Source organism: Mesoterricola sp. MK458 (genome assembly GCF_055384935.1).
In genome coordinates, this window is record NZ_AP045075.1 from 4,397,476 (window position 1) to 4,414,529 (window position 17,054).

Annotated in this window: 17 protein-coding genes; 8 read left to right on the top strand and 9 right to left on the bottom strand. The window is 72.2% G+C overall.

Translation table 11 applies throughout. The features are described 5' to 3' along the window. Positions 1 to 97: 97 nt before the first annotated feature. From rpmB to ACZ5LB_RS19210, 3 genes are all read left to right on the top strand, one after another. Entirely contained in the window at positions 98 to 289 is a 192-nt protein-coding gene (gene rpmB / locus ACZ5LB_RS19200) for a 50S ribosomal protein L28 (protein WP_316412867.1), read from the top strand. A 78-nt stretch (positions 290 to 367) separates the two neighbouring features. Further along, positions 368 to 1,063 (top strand): tRNA (adenosine(37)-N6)-threonylcarbamoyltransferase complex dimerization subunit type 1 TsaB, encoded by a 696-nt coding sequence (gene tsaB / locus ACZ5LB_RS19205; protein ID WP_464603812.1) that lies wholly within the window; start codon positions 368 to 370, stop codon positions 1,061 to 1,063. Beyond that, complete coding sequence (locus tag ACZ5LB_RS19210; RefSeq protein ID WP_464603813.1) at positions 1,060 to 1,488, top strand: GNAT family N-acetyltransferase; 429 nt, start codon at positions 1,060 to 1,062, stop codon at positions 1,486 to 1,488. Before tsaB ends, ACZ5LB_RS19210 begins: the two co-directional genes overlap by 4 nt. Positions 1,489 to 1,698: 210 nt before the next feature. On the opposite strand, the gene ACZ5LB_RS19215 is transcribed toward ACZ5LB_RS19210, so the two are convergent. The 4 genes from ACZ5LB_RS19215 to ACZ5LB_RS19230 all read right to left on the bottom strand — a co-directional run bounded on the left by ACZ5LB_RS19215 (position 1,699) and on the right by ACZ5LB_RS19230 (position 5,568). Beyond that, positions 1,699 to 2,115, bottom strand: coding sequence for a GxxExxY protein (locus ACZ5LB_RS19215; protein WP_464603814.1), 417 nt, complete (start codon positions 2,113 to 2,115; stop codon positions 1,699 to 1,701). A 310-nt stretch (positions 2,116 to 2,425) separates the two neighbouring features. Beyond that, on the bottom strand, positions 2,426 to 2,899 hold the full coding sequence (locus tag ACZ5LB_RS19220; protein WP_464603815.1) for a GNAT family N-acetyltransferase: 474 nt from the start codon (positions 2,897 to 2,899) through the stop codon (positions 2,426 to 2,428). A gap of 408 nt (positions 2,900 to 3,307) precedes the next feature. After that, complete coding sequence (locus tag ACZ5LB_RS19225) at positions 3,308 to 5,071, bottom strand: chloride channel protein (RefSeq protein ID WP_464603816.1); 1,764 nt, start codon at positions 5,069 to 5,071, stop codon at positions 3,308 to 3,310. Next, entirely contained in the window at positions 5,068 to 5,568 is a 501-nt protein-coding gene (locus ACZ5LB_RS19230) for a MarR family winged helix-turn-helix transcriptional regulator (RefSeq protein ID WP_464603817.1), read from the bottom strand. Before ACZ5LB_RS19230 ends, ACZ5LB_RS19225 begins: the two co-directional genes overlap by 4 nt. A gap of 123 nt (positions 5,569 to 5,691) precedes the next feature. Here ACZ5LB_RS19230 and ACZ5LB_RS19235 point away from each other — a divergent pair, with 123 nt between their 5' ends. Beyond that, positions 5,692 to 7,062 (top strand): PQQ-binding-like beta-propeller repeat protein, encoded by a 1,371-nt coding sequence (locus ACZ5LB_RS19235; protein ID WP_464603818.1) that lies wholly within the window; start codon positions 5,692 to 5,694, stop codon positions 7,060 to 7,062. Positions 7,063 to 7,106: 44 nt separating this feature from the next. On the opposite strand, the gene ACZ5LB_RS19240 is transcribed toward ACZ5LB_RS19235, so the two are convergent. Beyond that, complete coding sequence (locus tag ACZ5LB_RS19240; protein WP_464603819.1) at positions 7,107 to 8,303, bottom strand: DNA methyltransferase; 1,197 nt, start codon at positions 8,301 to 8,303, stop codon at positions 7,107 to 7,109. 42 nt (positions 8,304 to 8,345) lie between these two features. Between ACZ5LB_RS19240 and ACZ5LB_RS19245 the strand changes: the two genes are divergently transcribed. Then, a complete protein-coding gene (locus ACZ5LB_RS19245) occupies positions 8,346 to 10,409 on the top strand; it encodes a sensor histidine kinase (protein ID WP_464603820.1) in 2,064 nt (687 codons plus the stop codon). Here the strand turns inward: ACZ5LB_RS19245 and ACZ5LB_RS19250 are convergent, their stop codons facing one another. Genes ACZ5LB_RS19250 through ACZ5LB_RS19265 form a run of 4 tightly spaced genes read right to left on the bottom strand, consistent with a single transcriptional unit; the run spans position 10,410 to position 13,255 of the window. Continuing rightward, entirely contained in the window at positions 10,410 to 10,643 is a 234-nt protein-coding gene (locus ACZ5LB_RS19250; protein WP_464603822.1) for a hypothetical protein, read from the bottom strand. Positions 10,644 to 10,669: 26 nt separating this feature from the next. Next, entirely contained in the window at positions 10,670 to 12,739 is a 2,070-nt protein-coding gene (locus tag ACZ5LB_RS19255; protein WP_464603823.1) for a heavy metal translocating P-type ATPase, read from the bottom strand. Positions 12,740 to 12,747: 8 nt separating this feature from the next. After that, positions 12,748 to 13,044 carry a metal-sensitive transcriptional regulator gene (locus ACZ5LB_RS19260; protein WP_464603824.1) on the bottom strand — a complete coding sequence of 99 codons (297 nt, stop codon included), beginning with the start codon at positions 13,042 to 13,044 and terminating at the stop codon, positions 12,748 to 12,750. Positions 13,045 to 13,051: 7 nt separating this feature from the next. Continuing rightward, complete coding sequence (locus tag ACZ5LB_RS19265; RefSeq protein ID WP_464603825.1) at positions 13,052 to 13,255, bottom strand: CopZ family metallochaperone; 204 nt, start codon at positions 13,253 to 13,255, stop codon at positions 13,052 to 13,054. A 100-nt stretch (positions 13,256 to 13,355) separates the two neighbouring features. Between ACZ5LB_RS19265 and ACZ5LB_RS19270 the strand changes: the two genes are divergently transcribed. Genes ACZ5LB_RS19270 through tadA form a run of 3 tightly spaced genes read left to right on the top strand, consistent with a single transcriptional unit; the run spans position 13,356 to position 17,051 of the window. Next, complete coding sequence (locus tag ACZ5LB_RS19270; RefSeq protein WP_464603826.1) at positions 13,356 to 14,426, top strand: NAD(P)/FAD-dependent oxidoreductase; 1,071 nt, start codon at positions 13,356 to 13,358, stop codon at positions 14,424 to 14,426. Between the two features lie 6 nt (positions 14,427 to 14,432). Then, positions 14,433 to 16,598, top strand: a complete 2,166-nt coding sequence (locus ACZ5LB_RS19275) for a hypothetical protein (protein ID WP_464603827.1) — start codon at positions 14,433 to 14,435, stop codon at positions 16,596 to 16,598. Then, the gene (tadA, locus tag ACZ5LB_RS19280) at positions 16,599 to 17,051 is read left to right on the top strand and encodes a tRNA adenosine(34) deaminase TadA (protein ID WP_464603828.1); all 453 of its coding nucleotides are present in this window, start codon (positions 16,599 to 16,601) and stop codon (positions 17,049 to 17,051) included. Positions 17,052 to 17,054: the final 3 nt, after the last annotated feature.

Below are 17,054 nucleotides of genomic sequence, written 5' to 3' on the forward strand. Positions count from 1 at the left end.
TTCGCGCAAGGGCCGGATATTAGGGCTTGCCTTCGCGGGGCTTTTTGCTAGACTGGATTTTCTCTGGTCTTGGCCGTTCTGTGTTCGTGAGGTTCCCATGTCCCGTCAGTGCGAAATTTGCGGTAAGAAGCCCCAGTTCGGGAACAACGTTTCCCACGCCCACAACATCACGAAGCGGCGTTGGAACCCCAACATCCAGAACGTTCGCGCCCTGGTGGCCGGCGCCCCCAAGCGGCTGCGCGTGTGCACCTCCTGCATCCAGGCCGGTCGCGTCACCAAGAACGTCTAGCTTTCCGCCATCCTGCGAATCGGCCCCCGAGACGGGGGTCTTTTCGTTTACCCTTTCGTATCCCATGGGAGTCCGGCCTTGATCCTGGGAATCGACACCACCACCGAACGCCTCCACCTCGCCCTCGTGGGGGGGGACCGGACCTGGACCCGGGGCCTGGAGGTGGGCATCGGCCGCAGCCACAGCGGCACGCTGCTGCCCACCGTGCAGGAGCTTCTCCAGGAGGCCGGGGCTTCCCCCGCCGACCTCTCCGGCGCCGTGGCCTGCGTGGGCCCGGGCGGCTTCACCTCGCTGCGCATCGGCGTGGCCACCGCCGAGGGCCTGGCCCTCACCGGCCTGCCCACCTGGGGCTTCTCCGCCTTCGAACTGCGGGGCCGCGCCCTGCGTGAGGGCGGCGTCCAGGGCCCCGTGTGGATCCTCCTGGACGGCCAGCGCCAGGAGGCCTTCGCCCAGCCCTGGGACGGCGGCGCCCTGGCCCCCGCCCAGAAGCTGCCCCTGGCGGCCCTGGCGGAACGCCTGGGGGACGCCCCCTGGTGGGCCCCCGCGGGCTTCCGGGAGCGGGCCCAGGCCCACCTGCCCCATCCCCCCCAGGTCCTCCTGGACGAGGAGGGAGCCACCCTCGCGGGGCTCGCCGGCCTGTGCCGGGACCTGCCCCAGGGCCCCGCCGAAACCCCCCTGGTGCCCTTCTACCTGCGCGAGACCGACGCCGAAGTGAACTTCCCACAGGCCTCCGCCCACCTTTCCGAAGCCCTCCGCCGGGGCCTGGCCCGGTGATCACCCACCTGGGCCCCGGTTCCCAGGCGCCCGGCTGGATCGAGGAGCTGGACCGGCTCACCTTCGGGGAATCCTGGGGCCCCCTGGACGACACCGAGCACCTGTGGTCCTCCTCCGGCGCCTTCGCCCGCTGGCGCGTCGTAGAGCCCGCCCAGGAAGCCGAACTCCTCCGCATCGCCGTGGACCCCGCCCGCCGCCGCGCCGGCGAGGGCCGCGCCCTCCTGCGCCACTGCCAGGCCCGCCTGGCCGCGATGGGCATCGCCACACTCCACCTGGAAGTGCGGGTATCCAACGCCCCCGCCCGGGCCCTCTACGAAAAGGAAGGCTGGGTTGCGCGGGGAACCCGCAAGGCCTACTACCGCGACGGGGAGGACGCGGCGTTGTACGTGCGTGAGCTGCCGGCACCCGGACCTTCGCCTACCTGACGTCTATTAGGACGCCTCCGAGAATTCCTGCCTTCCAAACTCCGCTCCCTTCGAGCCTCGGCCCGGTCAATAACCGTCCCTACCCAACCCCCGCCGCGTGCAAGACCGACCTTTCGTCCATGGGATGACAATCTTTTCATCATCTTTTCCATCCCCGTCCATCCCCGTGCATCCCCGGCCAACTTCCCCCTAGCCCTTGCCGCACGCCCATTACAATCCGTCCCTGACCTCCAATTCCACCTCCCCGGCCACCTCCCCCCGCGACATTCCTAGCCGCCGCACCTGTATCCTCGCCTTCCCGAAATTGACCAGCAAACACGTCTCGATCCGGGTCCCCTTCATGTAATTCAAACACTGGGCGATAAAAGCATCGTCCAATTCCCGCACCGCCTTCACCTCGACGATGACCCGCCCCTCCACGACCAGATCCGCCTCGTAGTTCCCGACATTCACGCCATCGTAGAAGACCTCGATCCCCTGCTGCTGGACGACCTTGACCTTGGCTTTCCGGAGCTCATGGGCCAGGGCGTTTTCATACACCTTCTCCACGAAGCCGTTGCCCAGCTCGTTGGCAACCTTGAAACAGCAGCCGATGATTTGGCCGGTGAGTGGATCTTGGATGGGCATGTCGTCCTCGTACCCCATAGTGCCGACACATCGGAGCAAGGTTCTGCCGGGGATGGACGGGGATGGACGGGGATGAAAAAGAGATAAAAGAAGGTCAAGAAAGGCAGCCGGTCTTGGGGCTTACGGCAAGGCCAGGAACCTTCCGCGTGGAACCGGTAGTTGAAACAATGGGAGACTTTCCTGGCGCGGTGGGGAGTGCGGCTTGGTGGGGAGGCGTCCATGGATCGATGGCGAAAATGCGGCGCTGGACGTGCGGGAGCTGCCGGGTACGGCGTAAAGGGGACCGGTCCCGCTTTCCTGACGGTTCCGGTCACAGGCCTTCGGCCGGCACAAGCGCCTTCGTGTACTTCACGAGATGGCACGGCAGGATCAGCTTCTCCGGCTCCCGGAACGGCAGCACGTCGCAGGCGTGGAACCCCAGCCCTTCGTAGAACCCGAAAAGCTCCTTCCGCTGGCTCACCACCGTGAGATCGAGGAACTTCCCCCCTTCGGCCCGGCAGGCCTCCTCCGCGGCGCCCACCAGCCTGCGCCCCAGGCCCCGCCCCTGGCAGTCCGGGGCCACGGACAGCAGCCCCAGGTACCAGCGGGTCCCCTCCCGGCGCAGGAAGACCGATCCCGTCAGGCCGGACCCCCCGGGTTCCACCAGGAACATCCCCGCCTCCATGAGGTCCGCCACCTCCTCCGGACGGGTGCGCTCGCCCCGGATGCAGAAGGCCTCCACGGCATAGGCGAGGTTGGTGATCCGCACGATCTCAGGGATGTCGGAGGCGATGGCTCTTCGCATGGGACGAGTATGCCCAGCCCCCGGCGGAAGGTCACCCGTCGCCGCGCCTCGGGGCGTGGTTTCCGACAACGCCAGGAACCTTCCGCGTCGAACCGGTAGAAGGAAACAACGGGAGGCATTCCCGGCTTCGTGGGGAGGCGTCCATGGATCATTCCAGCCGGGGGATGGCTATTGGCTTATTGTCCGCCGTCTTGGGGACGCTCCTCTGGATCGCCCTCACCCCCGCGCGGCATTGTCCGAAATGCCACTGCCTGCTGCCGAGATTCCGCATGCCCAGGTCGGTCCGGGAACTCCTGTGGGGCGGCTGGCATTGCCCCGAATGCGGTTCCAGGGTCTCCCGAACCGGCCAGTTCCTCCCCTAGCAACACCATGGGCACCCGGATGCCCCCAACCTGAATTTGAGGAAGGTCACCCGTCCCCCAGCCTCTGGGCGTGGGCGTCCAGCAGATCGCTTCTCGTGAGGATCCCCGCCAGCCGGCCGTCAGCGCCCACCACCGGCAGGCGCCCCACGCCCTCGCGCACCATGTGGTCCGCGGCTTCCCGAAGCGAGGTGTCCTCCCGGGCCAGGGCCAGGGGCCGCTTCACCAGGGCGGCCAGGGGCTGGCCGGGGTCCAGGTTCGGGTCCAGCAGCTCGCGCCCCATGATCAGGCCCACGGGGCGGCCCGCGGGGTCCAGGAGGGGGAATCCCTGGTGGGAGGCGCCCGGGTGGCCTTCGGCGAGCCACCGCCGCGCCGCGGCCACGGTCTCGCCGGCCCCGAAGGCCGCCACGTCCCGGGTGGCGTGGTCCCGCACCAGCAGCTGGTCCAGGTGGTCCGCCGGATATTCCGCCGGCACCCGCACGCCCCGGCGCGCCAGGCGCTCGGTCATGATGCCGTGGCGCATCACCAGGGCCGAGATGAGGTAGGCCGCGGCGCACCCGCCCAGCAGCGGCATCAGGCCCACGGGCTGGAGCGTGATCTCGAAGGCGAACACCGCCGAGGTGAGCATGCACCGCGCCGCCCCCGCGAAGATGGCCGCCATGCCCACCAGCGCGCACATGCGGGGATCCACCCCCACGCCGGGCAGGGCCCAGGCCGCCAGCGACCCCAGCAGGGCCCCCAGGGACCCGCCGATGGTGAACAGGGGCGCCAGCGTCCCCCCCGAGGTCCCGCTGCCCAGGGCCACCGCCCAGGAAAGGAACTTGGCCAGGCACAGGACCAGGAGCGCCTTGCCGGCCAGCGTCCCCCCCAGGATGGCCTCGATGTTGTCGTAGCCCACGCCCAGCGTCCGGGGCGCCACGACGCCCACCACGCCCACCGCCAGGCCCCCCAGCGCCGGCCACCACATCCAGTGCAGGGGCAGCCGCTCGAACCCGTCCTCGATCCAGTACAGCACCCGCGTGGCCCCCACCGAGGCCAGCCCCGCCAGGGCGCCCACCGCGATGTAGACGCAGAGCTGCGTCCCCGTGGGCCGGGCCAGGGCCTCCATGGGGAAGATGGGCTTGACGCCGTGGATGCCGAAGCGGACCCCGGTGGCCGCCACCGCCGCCAGGGCCACGGGTATCACCGACCGGGGCCGCAGCTCGAACAGCAGCAGCTCCACCGCCAGCAGCACCGCCGCCACCGGCGACCCGAAGGTGGCCGCCATGCCCGCAGCCGCCCCCGCGGCCAGGAGCGTCTTGCGCTCGGGGGCCGTCATGGGCAGGCGCTGGCCCACCATGGACCCCAGCGCCCCGCCCGTGGCGATGATCGGGCCCTCGGCCCCGAAGGGGCCCCCCGTGCCGATGGCGATGGCCGCCGACAGCGGCTTCAGGAGCGTCAACCGGGCCGGGATGCGGCTGCCGTTGAGCAGCACCTGCTCCATGGCCTCCGGAATGCCGTGGCCCCGGATGGCCTTGGATCCGTACCGCGCCAGGAGCCCCACCAGCAGGCCCCCCGCCACCGGCACCGGCAGCAGGGCCCAGCCCAGGTGGTTCCCCGCCGGCGATACGAATTCGGTTGAGAGCCGGTGGAAGAAGGCCAGGTTCGTCACCAGCCCGATGAGGCGCACCAGGGCCTCGGCCAGGAACCCCGCCGCCACCCCCAGGGCCGCCGCGGCCGCCCCCACCAGGGCCACCCGGGCGTCCACCACCGTCGAGGCCCGGGGCAGCCGCGCGTCCTCCATGCCGGGCGCCACCGCGATCCCGTCCCTCACCGGCGCCCCCCGGACGCCCCTTCCTGGAAGAACATGGGCGCGGGATGGCCGTCCTCCGTTGAAGGCGCCACCCGCTCCAGCAGGTCCGCCAGCGTTCGCAGGTCCTCCCCGCCCAGGCGCCCCAGGCGCTCCAGCAGGACCTGCTGCACCGGACTGGGCGCGGACCGCGCGATGCGGGCCCCCGCCGACGTGAGCGCCGCCTCCATGCGCCGCCGGTCCCCGGCGCTGGGGGCCTTGCCCACCAGCCCCTTCTGCTGGAGCTTGCGCACCACCACCGAAACCGAGCTGGGGTCCGTGGCCGTGGCCTGGGCCAGGGCCCCGATGCTGAGCGGCCCCTGGTCCCGGAGCACATGGAGCACGAAGGCCTGGGCCGCGCTCAGCCCGTTGGCGCTGCCCTTCGGGTCGTGGGCGAGGCGCAGCTCCCGGAAGATCCACCGGAGGGAATCGAAGACCCGGCGGGCGTCGGGGGGAAGGGGAAGATTTACTTGGGATCCCATGGAATCAACCATAGGCCGTTGCCGCCCCTCCCGCAAGCCCCCCGACCCGGAGGTTGAGGATGTTGGGCTTATCAAGCCTGGTCCTGGTAACATCTTTGCAATCCCACTTTATAAGGAACTCCCATGGCGCTCACCCTGCCTGCGCTTCTCGCGGCCTCCCTTCTCCTCGCTCCCGGAGCGGACAACCGTCCCCCCGCCCCGGCAGCCGTTGTGGAACCCACCTGGAAACTGGTCACGGAAAGCGTACGCATCCCCGACGCCCCCCGGACCGCGACGTCGCCCCTGGCCCTCCGCTGGTCCATGGAGGGCCTGAACTGGCGCCCGGCATTCCTCCTGGGCGCCGAGGCCCTGTATCTGCGGGACGGCGACAACATCATCCGCATGGACCTGAACACGGCCCGGAAGACTTGGACCGTGAACCGGAAGGGCGCCTTCCTGCGCGAAGTCCCCGGGGCCCTGTTCCTGTTCACCGAGGACTTCAAGATCGCGTGCCTGGACACGGCCACCGGCGCCCTGCGCTGGGAGGCCCAGTTGGGCAAGGAAGGCAGCGCCAACTTCTTCAAGGGCAACGTCTCAGTCGTCCAGGACGCCCTCAAGGGCCCCGTCCTCGCCGGGGACCGCATCCTGGTGGGCACCTTCGGCGGCTCCTTGTTCAAGGGCACCACCGGCTCCCTGTACGCCCTGGACCTGGCCACGGGCAAGACCCTGTGGACCGTGGAGGCCGAGGACGGCGTGGAGAACCTGCCGGTGGTGGCGGGCGACAAGGTCTACTTCGGCGGCAAGGCGGCCTGCTACAAGGTGGACCTGGCCACCGGCGAGAAGCTCTGGAAGGCCTCCACCCGCAACGACAACCAGTGGGGCTTCAAGGTGGTGGACACCTCCGTGCTGGTGTCCTCGGGCCACTACGGAAGCAGCGGATCCAGCTTCGGTGGCACCCTCTACGCCCTGGACACCGAGAGCGGCGCCGTGCGCTGGAAGTTCGACATCGGCGGCCCCAGCCCCGTGCGGGTGGAGAACGGACTGCTTGTCGCCCTGGAGTGGGGCATGATGGGCGGCTCCCGCCTCTCCTGCGTCAAACTCGCCAACGGCGAGAAGGCCTGGGAGCTCAAGGAGAAGAGCTCGGCCACCCCCGCGCTCCTTTCCGGCAAGGCCGTGCACATCACCAAGGACAACCGGGTCTTCGTGGTGGACGCCGCCACCGGCAAGGTCACCGGCAGCTTCAAGGCCGCCGGCGAATTCGGCATGGGCTTCTTCAAGGGCCCCTGGGGCCGGTTCCTGGACCCCGCCGTCCTGGAGGGCCAGGCCGTGGTGGGTTCCTGGGACAAGGCCAAGGGCGAAACCGTCCTGCAGTCCCTGGACCTGGAAAAGGGCGCCCCCGCCGGCGAGGTTCGCATCCAGGGCGAACTGGACGCCCTCCTGCTCAACCCCACCCACTGCCTGACGCTGGTGAAGGGCGCCGACGGGAACTACACCCTCAAGGTCCTCAGCCGGTAGGCGGCACCGGAAGCGGGCCGGGTTCCGCGCCCGGCCCGCTCCGGTCAGGCCTTCCGGAACAGCGCGATGCGGTTGCTGTTGGTGCCGTGCGTGTTGTTGGAAACCCCCCAGATGTTGGCGGTCTTGGTGAAGGTCTGCTGGTTGATGAGCACGCCCTCCACCCTGAACCCCGCGGCCGCCCCCAGGGGCAGCACCGCCTCCTCCAGGCGCACGGTGCCCTTGCGCACCTCGCCCACCTCGAAGGCCACGTGGCCTCCGGGGGCGGTGACCCGGTGCAGTTCCTGGAACACCTCGCCCATGGCCCGGGACCAGGCCTCCACCGTGCGGGCCATGGTGATGCCCCGGCCCACCTCCTCCGCGTCCAGGCCGCAGAACCAGCACCGCAGCCAGTTGTCGGCCTGGTACTGCACCACGTCCAGGAAGGGCGGCGACGTGACGGTGAGCCGCACCGAACCCGCCTCCAGCCCCGGCGAGGCCGCCGCCGGGCCCGTGAGCAGAAGGGGATCGCAGGCCCGCAGACGCCGGTGCTCCTCGGCGGTGAGGCCGGCCACCAGGGACCGGGTCTTGCGCAGCACCAGGGCCCGGGTGTCCCGGTACCCGGGCACCTGCCCGCGCTTGCGGTTGATCTCCACCTGCTGGGCGGCGTTCACGGCCTGGTTGGGGGGGAGCGTGTACACCGAGAAGAACCCCGGGCTGTGGCCCGTGAGGCGGTTGGTGGCCACCATGCGGATCCAGCCGTCCAGGGCGTCGAAGGTGCCCCGGCGCTCCCGCTCCAGGAACCAGGCCCGGTAGGCGCGCACCTCCCGCTCCGTGTCGGGGTGGAAGAACATGCCCAGGTCCAGGGGCTCCGGGCACGCCAGCGGGATCTCGCGCAGCCGGGCTTCGACGTCGCGGAGGTCCGGCGGGGCCAGGCGGGGCTCCAGGAGGATCCGGGAAAGGGGGTTGATGTCGTTGGCCGCCACCCGGCGCCCCAGGAGCGCGGCCTCCAGCGCCGTGGTGCCGCGCCCGCTGAAGGGATCGTAGACCCGGTCCCCGGGCTCCGTGAGCCCCTCGATGAAGAGCCGGGGCAGCTGCGGCTTGTAGCAGGCCCGGTAGGACACCTCGTGGAGGGCGTGGGCCTGCCGCTGCCGGGAGGTCCAGAACTCCCCGGTGACCACCGGACAGGTGGATTCCAGGCATTCCAGCTCGCTCCGGACCCCGTCCGGAAACCCGCCCAGAAAATCCCGTCCCGCCTGCGCCATCCTCCCGACCCCCGATGCAAGCATCCAGGTTAGCCTGTTTGCATGGTGAAGAAGCCCAAGCGCCACCCCGAACTCACCCGCCTCTACGTCGCCTCGGGCCTGTCGGTGCTCATCTGGGTCATCTTCATGGCCTACCGGCTCCTGTCCAAGCAGGTGGAGATGGGCCTGGACGCCCCCAGCCGGTGGTCCCTGCTGGCCGTGGGCATGGCCAACGTCCTGGCCATCGGGACCCTCCTCTTCATCGTCATCCGCAGCATCGCCAAGCTGTACTTCGAGCGCCGCAGCGGCATCCTGGGGGCCCGCATCCGCACGCGGCTGGTGCTGGCCTTCCTTGCCGTGGGCATCGCGCCCAGCCTCATGCTCTTCGCCATCGGCCGCACCTTCATCCGCAAGAACGTGGACCGCTGGTTCATGCCCGACACCATGGAAGTGATCCAGGACGGGCACTACGTCAACGAGGCCTACCGCGAGCAGGTGCGCCTGCGGCTGCGCACCGCCACGACCCGCATCGCCCCCGAGGCCCTGCACGAGCCCGCCCGGGAGCGCGAGAGCACCGGCTTCGACCTCCTGGCCCGCGTCCCCGCCCAGGGCGTGGCCACGGTGGCCCTGGCCCACGGCCTGGTGCCCCCGGCCCTGGCCGACCTGCGCGAAGGCATCCAGGCCGTGCCCGTTCCCGACGGCGAATGGCAGGTGGGCACCGGCCCCCGCGGCCCCTCCGGCGACCGGGTGGTGGCGGGCGTCTTCCTGCCCCGCGCGGCCATGGAGGGCATGATCCGCCTGGACAAGCGCTACCGCGAGTCCTTCCAGATGCACGCCGGCCGGGAGGTGCTGGAGACCTTGCCCCAGCGCACGCTGCTCTTCCTGACCATGCTCACCCTCTTCGTGGCGGTGTGGACCGGGCTCGCCATCGCCCGCACCATCTCCGAGCCCGTGCGCGCCCTGGCCAAGGCCGCCCAGCGGATCGGCACGGGCGACCTGGACGTGTCCCTGCCCGAGCAGGGCGAGGACGAGCTGGCCTTCCTGAGCCAGAGCTTCAACGCCATGACCCGCGACCTGCGCCAGTCCCGCTCGGCCATCGAGGCCCAGGCCGAGCGCATCGACGGCCAGCGCGCCTACCTGGGCCAGCTCATGGAGGCCCTGCCCGTGGGCATCCTCAGCTGGCAGCGGGACCTGGAGCTGCGCACCTTCAATTCCGTGGCCCGGCGCTGGCTGGGCGTGGAGAACTGGGACCTGCTGGAACGCGGCTGGTCCGAGCTGGCGCGCCTGCCCAGCCTGGGGCGCCTGCCGGAGCTGCTGGCCACGGTGCAGACCACGAGGCGGCCCCACGTGGAGGAGATCCGCATCGGCGGCGAAGGCGACGGCCACCCCGTGCGCGCCATCGTCATCCCCCTCACCGGCGGCGGCGTCCTGGCCGTGCTGGAGGACCTTTCCGCCCTGGCCCAGGCCGAGAAGCGCGCCGCGTGGCAGGAGGTGGCCCGGCGCATGGCCCATGAGGTCAAGAACCCCCTCACCCCCATCAAGCTCACCACCCAGCGCCTGCAGCGCCGCAGCCGCGAGGGCCGCCTGGACCCCCAGACCGTGGCCGAGGGCGCCGAGACGATCCTGGCCGAGGTAGCCAGCCTCACGCGCCTGGTGGACAGCTTCAGCCAGTTCGCCAAGCTCCCCGCGCCGCACCCGGCCCCCCTGGACGCCCCCGACCTGGTGCGCCAGGCCATCCGCCTCTACGAGCCCACCTACCCCGGCATCACCTTCGACCTGGACCTCCCCGGCCCCCTGGAGGTCCTGTGGGACGGCGACATGGTCAAGCGCGCCCTCATCAACATGGTGGACAACGCCATCGGCGCCCTGGAAGGCCAGGGCCGCATCCGCGTGGCCCTGACCCACCAGGGCCCCATGCTCCGCCTGGACGTGGCCGACAACGGCCCCGGCGTCCGCGAGGCCGACCGCCCCAACCTGTTCCAGCCCTACTTCTCCACCAAGCAGAAAGGCACCGGCCTGGGCCTGGCCATCGTGCGCCGCATCGCCGAGGACCACCACGGCGAAGCCCGCTACGAGCCCCTGGAGCAGGGCAGCCTCTTCAGCCTTCTGCTGCCGCCGCGCGCCTAGCTACTTCGCGTTCTTCGGAGTGCCGTCCTTGTTCAGGTACTTGTCCGGATCCTTCTCCAGCTTCGCCTTGCACCCGCCGCAGCAGATGAAGTATTCCTGCCCCCTGACCACCACCTTCGGACTCTTCTTGGGATCCACCTTGTCCCCCATGACCGGGCACTTGGTGTTGGTGGCAGGCTTGGGCGCCGGGGCAGGGGCCACCAGGGCGGCGACGGTCAACAGCATGGGAAGCATCGTGAACTCCTCTCCATCGATTCTATTCACGCCCTTCGCAGGCGCAAGGCGTTGAGCACCACCGTGAGTGAACTCAAGCCCATGGCGGCTCCCGCCAGCATGGGCCCGCCGAAGCGGTCCAGCAGATTGAAGGCGGCCAGGGGCACCAGCACCAGGTTGTAGCCGAAGGCCCAGGCCAGGTTCTGCCGGATGACGGTGCGCGTGCGCAGGCTCAGGCGCCGGGCCTGCAGCAGGGGCACGAGCCCTTCCCGCAGGAGGTTCAGGGGCGCCGCGGCCTGGGCCGCCTCCAGCCCCGGAAGGCTGATGCCCGCGTCCGCCTGGGCCAGGGCGGGGCCGTCGTTCACGCCGTCGCCCACGAAGGCCACCACCGCGCCGCCGGCCTGCAGGTCGCGGATGGCCTGGGCCTTGTCCTCGGGACGGCAGCCGCCGCGGGCTTCGGAGATGCCCAGGGACCGCCCCAGGGCCTCGGCCGGTTCGGGCCGGTCTCCACTGAGGAGGTGCAGCGTGAGGCCCTGGCGCGTGAGCTCGGCCACGGTGCCCGGCGCGTCCTCGCGCAGGGCGTCCGCCAGCACCAGGACGCCCAGGAGGCGGTCCCCCTCGGCCAGGCCCACCGTGACGCCCGCGGGGTCGGCGTCGAAGGCCTGGCCCGTGAAGGCCGGGTTGCCCAGGCGCAGGATGCGGCCTTCCACCTCGCCCTCCACACCCTGGCCCGGATGGGCCCGGAAGCCGCGCACCTCGGCCAGGGCGAGGCCGGCGGCGGCCTCCAGGATGCCCCGGGCCACGGGGTGTTCGGAATCCCGTTCCAGGGACGCCGCCAGGCGCAGGGTGTCCGGATCACCGTCCACGCGCCGCACCACGGGCCGGCCCTGGGTGAGCGTGCCGGTCTTGTCGAACGCAAGATGCGTGGCCCGGGCCAGGGCCTCCATGGCCGAGGCGTCCCGCACCAGGAGGCCGTTGCGGGCCGCGGTGCCCAGCGCGGCGGCCGAGGCCACCGGCGTGGCCAGCCCCAGGGCGCAGGGGCAGGCGATGACCAGAAGGGTGACGGCGGGGCGCCAGGCCAGGGCCAGGGCCCCCGTATGCCACCACCACCCGGCCAGGGTCAGCGCCGAGAGCAGGAGCACCGCCGGCACGAAGACCGCCGACACCCGGTCCGCCAGTTCCTGGGCCGGGGCGCGGGAGCCCTGGGCCTGGGCCACCTGGCGGGCCAGACGGGCCAGCCACGTGTCCCGGCCCGTGGAGGCGGCCTCCAACACCAGCGCGCCGCCGTGGACCATGGCGCCGGCGATGACCGCATCCCCGGGGCCCTTGGTGACGGGCAGGGGCTCGCCGGTGAGCAGCGCCTCCTCCACCTCCGCCACGCCTTCCAGGACGGTGCCGTCCACGGGGCAGGCCGAGCCCGGGCGCACCCGCAGCCGGTCCCCGGGCTGCACGAGGCGGGTGGGCACCTCCTCCTCCGAGCCGTCCTCCCGCAGGCGGAAGGCCACCGCCGGCGCCAGCTTCACCAGCGCCTCCAGGCTGCCCGTGGCGCGGTGGCGGGCCTTGACCTCCAGGAACTTGCCCGTGAGGAGGAAGGCGGCCAGGGCCGCGGCGCTCTCGAAGGGCGGATGGGGCGAGCCCTGCAGGCTCTCCCACAGCGCGAACACCCAGGTCACGGACGCGCCCAGGGCGATGAGCGTGTCCATGCTGGTCTCCAGCCGCAGCGCCTGGCGCAGGGCGCGCCGGAAGAAGCCGCTGCCGGCCCCGAAGGCCGACACCGCCGCCAGCAGCGCCTGCACGGGCCAGGACAGGTGGAAGGGGTGGAACATGCCGAGCATGAGGGGCAGGGTGCACCCCCAGGCCACCGCCAGGCGCACCAGGGCCTCCCGGGAGGGATCGGCCTCCACGGCGTCCTCCACGGCCATGCGGTAGCCTCGGGCCTCCAGGGCCCGGGCGATCTCCGGGTCCCCCGCGGGGGCGCCGGGGAAGACCATGCGCACCTCCTCCGTGGCCAGGTTCACCTGCACCTGGGTGGCCCCGCCCACGGCGGCCAGGGCCTTTTCCACCCTGCGCACGCAGCTCGCGCAGGTCATGCCTTCGACCTTGAACAGCCTTTCCATCACCGCTCCTATCGGTATTTCAGCAGTTCCATCAGCTCGTCCACGATGGTGTCCTCGTCGCCGCGCTCGTGGGCGGTGACCACGTGGTGCCTGAGGTGGCTCTGCAGCACCAGGTTGCCCACCTTGGCCAGGGCCCCGTCCACCGCCTTCACCTGCTTGAGGATGTCCACGCAGTAGACCGTCTCGTCCTCCAGCATGCGCAGGATGCCCTCCACGTGCCCCTTCACGGACAGCAGGCGCCTGCGGGCGTCCTCCCGCACCGAGGCGTCCAACCGCAGTCCCTGCCCGCAGCAGTTGCCGGCCATGGCCGCCTCACTGCGCCAGGGTGGCGGAGTAACCTTCCTCCTCCACCGCGGCGATGAGGGCCGCCGCCTCCGCGGTGCCGTCCACCTGGGCCCGGCCCGAGGCCAGATCCACCTCCACCGCCCCCTTCACCCCCGGAACCGCCGCGAGCGCCTGCTTGACGCCCATGACGCAATGCCCGCAGGTCATGCCTTCGATCTTCAACTGGATCATGGCTGCTTCTCCTTACCCACCCCCCCCTGGGGTGGGGTATGGAAAGCATAGGTCCCCGCCTCCGCCCCGTCAAGATGGCACAATGTCCCCTGGAGTGGCCATGGTCCTGGACAGCGCGGAGATCCTCATCATCGGCGGCGGCGTCGCCGGACTTTCCACGGCCTTCCACCTAGCCCGGGCCGGCCAGAAGGGGATCCTGGTGGTCGAGCGCGAGGCGCTGCCCGGCTTCTACGCCAGCGGCCACAACGCCGGCATCGCGCGCCAGCTCACGGGCCGCCCCGAGCACACCGCCCTGACCATCCGGGGACGCAACCTCCTGGCGGCCGCGGGCCTCCTGACCCCCACCGGCGGCTACCTGCTGGGCGCCGACCCCGGGGGCGCCGGCGCCCTGGCCCGGGAGGCCAAGGACTTCGGCCTGGAGGCGCACCTGGGCGCGGGCGCGCCCTTCCCGGGCCTGCGGGCCGCGGAGCACCTCCACATCCCCTCCGACGGCCTCATCGACACCGCCGCGCTGCTCCGCCACTGCGCCGACGGCGCCCGGGAAGGCGGCGCCCAGCTGCGCTTCGGGTGCCAGGTGCTGGGGATCCGGGAGGCCGACGGCGGCTTCCGCGTGGCCACGGACCAGGGGGAGCTGCGCGCCCGCACCCTGGTGAACGCCGCCGGGGCCTGGGCCGGCGAAATCGGGCGCATGGCCGGCGGACTCGACGTGGACTTCGCGCCCCTGCGCCGCCACCTGGTGTGGAGCACGGCCCCCATGGCCCCGGACCGGCCCTACACGTGGTGGGCGGACCGCCCCCTCTACCTGCGCCCCGAATCCGGCGGCGTGCTCCTGTGCGCCTGCGAGGAGCAGCGCGTGGCGGCGCCGCCCCGCGGCCTCCAGCCCCCCGACGACGCGGCCGTGCTGGAGGGCCTCGCCGGCTCCCTGCGGGACCTGGCCCCCGCCCTGGAGGACGCCCCCGTGGCGCGCCTGTGGTGCGGCATCCGCACCTTCGCCCCGGACCGCCGCTTCGTGCTGGGCCCCGACCCCGTGAACCCGCGCCTCTTCTGGGTGGCGGGCCTGGGCGGCCATGGCATGACGTCGGGCCTGGCCGTGGGCGCCGCCGCCGCCCGGGGCCTCCTGGAAAAGGAATCCGCCGGCGTCCTGGATCCCGGGAGGCTATTCCCGCACTAACTCCTCGTGGTCACACGAGCTCTTTTCTTCATCTTTTCATGTACCGTCGCCCTGGCCGGGCCCTGGGAGGACTTCGTCCAGTCCCACCGGAAGGTGGAGGCATCCCGCAACCGCTGGACCCTGTGCCTCCAGCCCGGCCTGCTGGTGCCCGCGGAGTTCCTGGCCGACCCGGACTACCAGAAGCTCGCCGCCGGGGGCGACTGGGGGATCGAGGTGCTGGGGACCGCCCCCGCCCAGGACCTGCAGGCCACCCAGGGCGCCCAGTGGGCCCTCCTGGCCCCCACCGGCGACGTGGCCGGCGCGGGCCGGGGCCGGCCCAAGGGGTCCGCGCTCCTGGACGCCGTCCGCGCCACCGGCGCCATGGCCCGCTTCGAGGCGCGGGAGGCCTTCCTGAAGGACAACCCCGGCCAGGGCGAGGCCCGCTCCGAGGCGCTGACCTTCGAGCTGCGCCTCGCCCGGGCCCGCATCGCCAGCCTGGACGGCCAGGGCAAGGTGCGGGTTCCCGCCTGGCACCCCGAACCCGGCGCGGCCCCCGCCGAGGACCGCGTGTCCCTGGCCGGCGCCGACGGCGACGCCTGGGCCGGCGATCTCTACCGCGGGGTGGGCGCGGCCCTGGAGGAACTGGGCAAGGTGCCCGGGTGGTACCGGGAAGGCCACGCCCTCGCCGCGCGCCTGGCCCTGTTCGACCTGGGCCAGTCCACCGCCCTGCGAGGGATCTTCCAGGGCCTGGCCGCGGAGGTGGGGGAGCAGGCCCTGGCCGACCCCGACGACCCCGGGCTCACCGAACTCTGGATGGAGACCCTGGACGGTGCGCGGCACCTGCCCGAGTCCCTCTCCGGCGCCGTCCAGCCCGTCCCCGGCGCGGTCTTCCCGCCGGCGCCCCTCCTTCCCCTGCTCCTGGAGCCCTTCCGCCGCCGCCACGACCCCGCCGGCGAGCTGCGGCTCCTGGCCGACCTGACGCCCCAGGCCCCCCCCGACCCCCTCACCCCCAAGGGCTGGGAGGACCACTGCGAACTGGAGGCCGCGCTCCTGGCCCACAAGGCCGCGGCCCTGGCGGCCTCCGGCTCGGCGGACCAGGCCCGCGCCGCCCTGGACGCCGCCGCGGGCTGGGGCGGGGCCCGCACCGCCGCCACCGCCTTCCTGCGCCGCGGACCCCAGGCCGCCGACGTCTGGCGCCGCCTGGGCTCCCAGGCCGCCCCGCGCGGGTCCCACCGCCCCCCCATGCCCCCGGTGCCGCCGCCCCTGCGCCTCACCGTCTTCGGACGCCCCGCCTGGCTCGGGTCCTGGAAGGCCCTGCGGGACGCGCCGGCGCTCGCGCTCTGGTCCCCCGGGGAGCTGCGGTGGGAGACCGCCGCCCCCGAGGTCCACGCCCGGCTCCGGGCGCGCCTGGGCTGGGCCCCCGGTCCGCGGTGGGCCCTCTTCCAGGGCGACGACCTCCGCGCCACCGGCGACGCCTGCCCCGAGCCCCGGGCCCTGGCCGGGATCCTGGCCGGCCAGGCCACGCCCTACCTGGAACGCTTGGCCCAGGCGATCGCCCAGGATCCCGGCCACGTGGCCGCGCGCAGGGCCCGGTTCAAGGCCCTCCTGGCGCGCATGCCGGACCGCCGCCTGGAGCCCCTCCTGGCCGAGGACGCCGCCCGGGCCGGCCTGGAGCTGCCCTTCAGCCCCCGGGAGCCCTGGAAGCCCAACGCCGAGCTGTGGGGCGCCGCCGCCGAGGCGGCGCTGCCCGGCCTGGAGACCCTCCTGCGCAGCTGGCCCAGCGACACGCGCCTGTGGCGCGCATGGATCTCCTGGGCGCGCTTCCACCCCGGCCGCCCCTCCATCCTGGGCCTGGCCCGGGGCCTTCCCCACTGGTTCCCCGGCGGGGACTGGAGGACGGCCCTCCCCTACGCCGTCCAGCGCGCCGTGGCCGACGAGCTCCGCGCCCAGGGGGACTTCCTCCAGATGCGGGAATGGTTCCAGGCCTGCTGGGACCTGCTGGACCACCGCCCCCTGCGGGAGCTGCGCCCCTGGGAGCGCGCCTGGTACCTGGAGCGCCGCGCCCAGGAGGACACCTCCGTCTTCCGTCCCCTGCGCGACGCCCTGGGCGCCCTGGGCCTTCACGAACAGCAGATTGAACTGGAGAAGGCCTTTGGAGCGATGATGGGAAGGGACGTTTCGGGGAGCCGGTGAATGTGGTCGGGCGATGACATCTATTTCATGAAGCTGGCCCTGGAGGAGGCCGAGAAGGCCGACGGCAAGGACGAGGTGCCCATCGGCGCCGTCCTGGTGGCCGACGGCAAGCTCGTGGCCCGGGGCCACAACTGCCCCGTCTCCTCCCACGACCCCTCCGCCCACGCCGAGATCATGGCCCTGCGCAGCGCCGGCGCCTGGCTGCGCAACTACCGCATGCCCGGGGCGACGCTCTACGTGACCCTGGAGCCCTGCCTCATGTGCTTCGGAGCCCTGACCCTGGCCCGGGTGGAGCGGGTGGTCTTCGGGGCGTCGGACCCCAAGGTGGGCGTCAGCCGCCTGCACGAGGAACTGGCCCAGGTGAACCTGAACCACCGCCTGGCCTTCGAGGGCGGCCTCCTGGAGGAGGGGTGCCGGGAGCAGTTGCAGGCGTTCTTTCGGCGGCGGCGGTAGGCC